This is a genomic window from Sphingopyxis sp. (genome assembly GCF_036402335.1).
Classification (GTDB): Bacteria; Pseudomonadota; Alphaproteobacteria; order Sphingomonadales; family Sphingomonadaceae; genus Sphingopyxis.
In genome coordinates this window covers 1-3,987 of record NZ_DASWTD010000479.1, presented here as the reverse complement: position 1 = coordinate 3,987, position 3,987 = coordinate 1, and the positions used below count along the sequence as shown (strand labels likewise).

Here is a 3,987-nt window from a genome sequence, read left to right as displayed (position 1 = left end):
AGATCAAACCGTTGCCCCAATGCTGCGCCGCACAATTTTTTCGCAGCCTCTCTTTAAATCTTCATATTTGCCGCCCAGATAGCTTGCGTCATCGCGGCGGGAGGGCTTCATGACCGGTTCATGCGCCACCCATCAAATGGCAATCACTCCCACTCGTTGGGAATTGATTCACAATCCAGAGCAGGCGGCCGCACGCGGCTGACACGGAAAAGCTCGGAAATCGGGGGCTCGCAAGAATTGGCACGGCCTTTGCGATGCATCGGGCATCGGCGCGGGGCAGTGCTCGCAGCCAAAGGGAAAGACAAAAAAATGGATAGCGAAACCACCAATCTCTTCCGCCGCCGCGACACCTTCTTCGGGATCTGCGAGGCCGTGGGCCAGGATTTCGGCTTCAACCCGCTGTGGCTCCGTCTCGCCTTCGTCGCGCCGCTCTTCTTCTTCCCGGCGCAGACCTTCATGGGCTATTTCGGCCTCGGTATCGTGGTGCTCGCATCGCGCCTGATCTTCCCCGCCCGGACAGCGGCAACCGGACAGCCTGCGCTGAGCGCTGTCGAAGCCCCGGCGCGCCCGGTCGACAAGGCCGGGGAACTCGCCCTCGCAGCATAAGCGGAACCGGCCAGACACTCCCTCTCCCTTACGGGTCCAGCCAATCCCGCCCTTATGGCGTCCCAGGGGCGCTATGGAGGGGCCGGCAAGCTCTCCCCGGTGCTTGTCGGCCCTTCTCCTTCCGGGCTCCCTGTCCCCGACTGGAACAGGATGCGGTGCAATTCGGGCGCCGCTTATAAACGCGACGTTTACGACGTTGCCCTAAGACTCATCGCTGCAATTCCATCGGCTTGGGTCGGACCCGGCCTGCCGCAGCGAGGATCAAGCGTTGAGCCCATCGACCCAGCCCAAGGCGCAGACGCGCGGCGTCGCCGAAATGCTCGATTCGCTGGTCGCCGGCGACGGCACCGGCGCGCACCCGCACGTCCGTTCGGGCGCCTTGTCGAGCGGCCCCGAAGCGATGCGTAACCTTGCCGATGCCGTCCATTTCCTCTGCCTGCTCCACGGCCGTCATCCGGGCGTGATCGACAGCGCCGCGCGCAAGGCGGTCGATCCCGCCTCGCGCCAGTGGATGGACGAGGCGGCCGATGCCTTTGTCCAGGAACGCGCTTTCCTGACCAGGATCGCCTCCGCCGTCGGCCCGGTGCCGAGCACGCAGGGGCAGGCGCAATGCGAAGCCGCCGTCGCCGCGCAGCGCAAGGCGATCGACATGCTCGCCGAATCGGACCGCCATGGCTGCGCCGTCGGTGCCGCGATCGCGCTGACGCTCGACTGGCGGACGATCCGCGTCCTGCTCGATATCAGCGCGCAGCGACTCGACCTCGCGCCACCGACCTGCACCCTGCCCGACCTGCGCGACACCGCGCGGCTTGCGGGGACGGTCGCCGACAGCCCGGCGGTCGAACGCGCGATGGTGTTCGGCGCGCAGCAGCTCATCACCCAGCACAGCGGGCTTTGGGACCTGATGGCCGCCCGCGCCGCGAGCCGCGCCCACCCCTGACCTTTGGTCCTGCAGGGGCGGGAGACGCCTTGCACGGCGTCCCTCCCCCCGCTATGCCCGCTTGACGTTCACGTTAAGGGAAGGCAGCGCGCCATGCGTTTCGAAGGTACCAGCGCCTATATCGCGACCGACGACCTCAAGGTCGCAGTCAATGCCGCGACCCTGCTGCGCCGTCCGCTGCTCGTGAAGGGCGAACCCGGCACCGGCAAGACCGTGCTCGCCGAGGAAATCGCCAAAGCCTTCGATGCGCCGCTGATCACTTGGAACATCAAATCGACGACCAAGGCGCAGCAGGGCCTCTACGAATATGATGCGGTCGCGCGCCTGCGCGATGGCCAGCTCGGTGAAGAGCGCGTCCACGATATCCGCAACTATATCCGCAAGGGTAAATTGTGGGAAGCGTTCACCTCGCCCAAGCTCCCCGTCCTCCTGATCGACGAGATCGACAAGGCCGACATCGAATTCCCGAACGACCTGCTCCAGGAACTCGATCGCATGGCGTTCCACGTCTATGAGACCGACGAGACGGTGACCGCGAAAGAGCGCCCGATCGTCGTCATCACCTCGAATAACGAAAAGGAACTGCCCGACGCCTTCCTGCGCCGCTGCTTCTTCCACTATATCAAGTTCCCCGACCGCGACACGATGGCCGAGATCGTCGAGGTCCATTTCCCGGGCATCCAGAAGACGCTGGTCAGCCGCGCGATGGATATCTTCTACGAGGTCCGCGACGTCCCCGGTCTCAAGAAAAAGCCGTCGACGAGCGAGTTGATCGACTGGCTCAAGCTGCTGCTCAACGAGGACATGCCGCTCGAGGTTCTCCAGAACCGCGACGTCGGCAAGGCGATCCCGCCGCTCCACGGCGCGCTGCTCAAGAATGAGCAGGATGTGATGCTGTTCGAAAAGCTCGCCTTCATGGCGCGCCGTCAGGGTAGCTAGGCACCCGTCAGAGCTGGTACGCCACCTCGACGTCGCCCCAGCGGCGGCCGTTGATCACCGCCGGCATATAGACGTTGCGCACGGTCAGATAATTGATCCCGTCGCCTTCCTGCCGGTAGACCGTCATGAAGAAGGGCGCGGTGCTGCGCTTCGCTGCAGCGTCGGTCTCGTCATAGAGCAGGCGGCCGTTGCGGCAATGCGCGGTGTCATGCTCGAGGTCGCCGGTCGGCGCGCGCGAGCAATCGGTGATATGCGTCGGCAGGAAGCCGTTCATATCGCCCGCCGACGACATCTTGATCTCGGGATGGCTGGCGACGATGCGGTCGAACAGCGGGCGCCAGTTGGCATCGGCCCAGTCGCAAAGCGTCGTGCGGAAACGTTCGGGGTTCGAATTCGGAACGCGCACATAATTGGTGTCGAACAGCTGTTCCATGGACAGCTCGCCCTCTGCGACCGCGCGTTCGGCCAGCCCCACGAATTCGTCGCGCACTTTCGCCGCCAGTTCGACGATCGCCGAATCCTGCGGGCTGACCCCCGCCGAGATCACCGCGTTGAACATGCGGTTCGACACATGTTCCATCGACAGGATCGAATCGCGTGTGCCGACCAGCGTCGAACTATTGTCGCGCACTGATCCGACGACGCGGTCGAGCGCCTCGCGCACCTTCGCGCCGTTGGCGTGCACCATCGCGCTCGACTGCGCGATGCGGTCGCTCTGGTCGTCGAGCAGCGCGACGAGGTGCGTCGCGTCATGCAGCGCGTCGGTGATCGTCTCGAACTGCGCCTCGGCACGGCTCGACTGCTCGACCCCTGACTGGATTTCGGTCACAAGCCCGCTCGCTTCGGCAGCAAGGCTGCCGATGCTGCGGCGGATTTCGTCGGTCGCGCCGCGAGTGTTCTGCGCCAGCTTCTTCACTTCGGCGGCGACGACCGCAAAGGTGCGGCCGGCATCGCCCGCGCGTTCGGCTTCGATCGCGGCATTCAATGCGAGCATGTTCGTGGTCTTGGCGATCGACTCGATCGACTGGCTGACCTGCTGCACCTGCTCCATCACCGCGGCGAAATTGGTGACATGCGTGCCAAGCCGCGCAACGAGGTCGATGACCGAGCGGAATTCGGCAACCGCGGCATTGACGCGCTCGGCGCCGGTATCGAGCTGCTCGCACGCGCGCGCCGACAGCAATTTCGCCTCGTCGGTCGAATCGGCGATCTGGCGCTGGTCGGCCTCGAGGCTGACGACATATTCCTCGAGCCGGCCGAGTTCGCCAATCTGGCGATCCATCTGGTCGGTCGCCAGCTTGATCCGTCCGGCGGCATCGCTGCACCCAACGGCGAGTTCGCCGCAGTCGCTCGCAACCGACTGGTCGAGTATCGGCGCTGCCGGATTGATCGGATCATATTTCATTGGCTTGCCCACGTCCCTGAATGATCGAGAAGATATGGCGGACATTGGTTAACGGGGCGTCAATGGGTGAGCGCGTGGGTCATCGGCATCGGGGTGG

The 3,987-nt window shown here is 64.6% G+C and carries 4 protein-coding genes; 3 read left to right on the top strand and 1 reads right to left on the bottom strand.

Annotated elements, in window-relative coordinates:
* The first annotated feature begins 309 nt into the window (after positions 1-309).
* The 3 genes from VGD20_RS15630 to VGD20_RS15620 all read left to right on the top strand — a co-directional run bounded on the left by VGD20_RS15630 (position 310) and on the right by VGD20_RS15620 (position 2,485).
* On the top strand, positions 310-606 hold the full coding sequence (locus VGD20_RS15630) for a PspC domain-containing protein (protein ID WP_331135332.1): 297 nt from the start codon (positions 310-312) through the stop codon (positions 604-606).
* 268 nt (positions 607-874) lie between these two features.
* On the top strand, positions 875-1,546 hold the full coding sequence (locus tag VGD20_RS15625) for a DUF6975 family protein (protein WP_414714584.1): 672 nt from the start codon (positions 875-877) through the stop codon (positions 1,544-1,546).
* A 93-nt stretch (positions 1,547-1,639) separates the two neighbouring features.
* Positions 1,640-2,485, top strand: a complete 846-nt coding sequence (locus tag VGD20_RS15620; RefSeq protein WP_037516322.1) for an AAA family ATPase — start codon at positions 1,640-1,642, stop codon at positions 2,483-2,485.
* A 7-nt stretch (positions 2,486-2,492) separates the two neighbouring features.
* On the opposite strand, the gene VGD20_RS15615 is transcribed toward VGD20_RS15620, so the two are convergent.
* On the bottom strand, positions 2,493-3,890 hold the full coding sequence (locus tag VGD20_RS15615; RefSeq protein WP_331135331.1) for a methyl-accepting chemotaxis protein: 1,398 nt from the start codon (positions 3,888-3,890) through the stop codon (positions 2,493-2,495).
* Positions 3,891-3,987 lie beyond the last annotated feature (97 nt).

Bases quoted from the DNA above. Each gene is read 5' to 3' on its own strand.
- VGD20_RS15630 (WP_331135332.1), top strand. From the start codon at position 310: ATGGATAGCGAAACCACCAATCTCTTCCGCCGCCGCGACACCTTCTTC.
- VGD20_RS15620 (WP_037516322.1), top strand. From the start codon at position 1,640: ATGCGTTTCGAAGGTACCAGCGCCTATATCGCGACCGACGACCTCAAG.
- VGD20_RS15615 (WP_331135331.1), bottom strand. From the start codon at position 3,890: ATGAAATATGATCCGATCAATCCGGCAGCGCCGATACTCGACCAGTCG.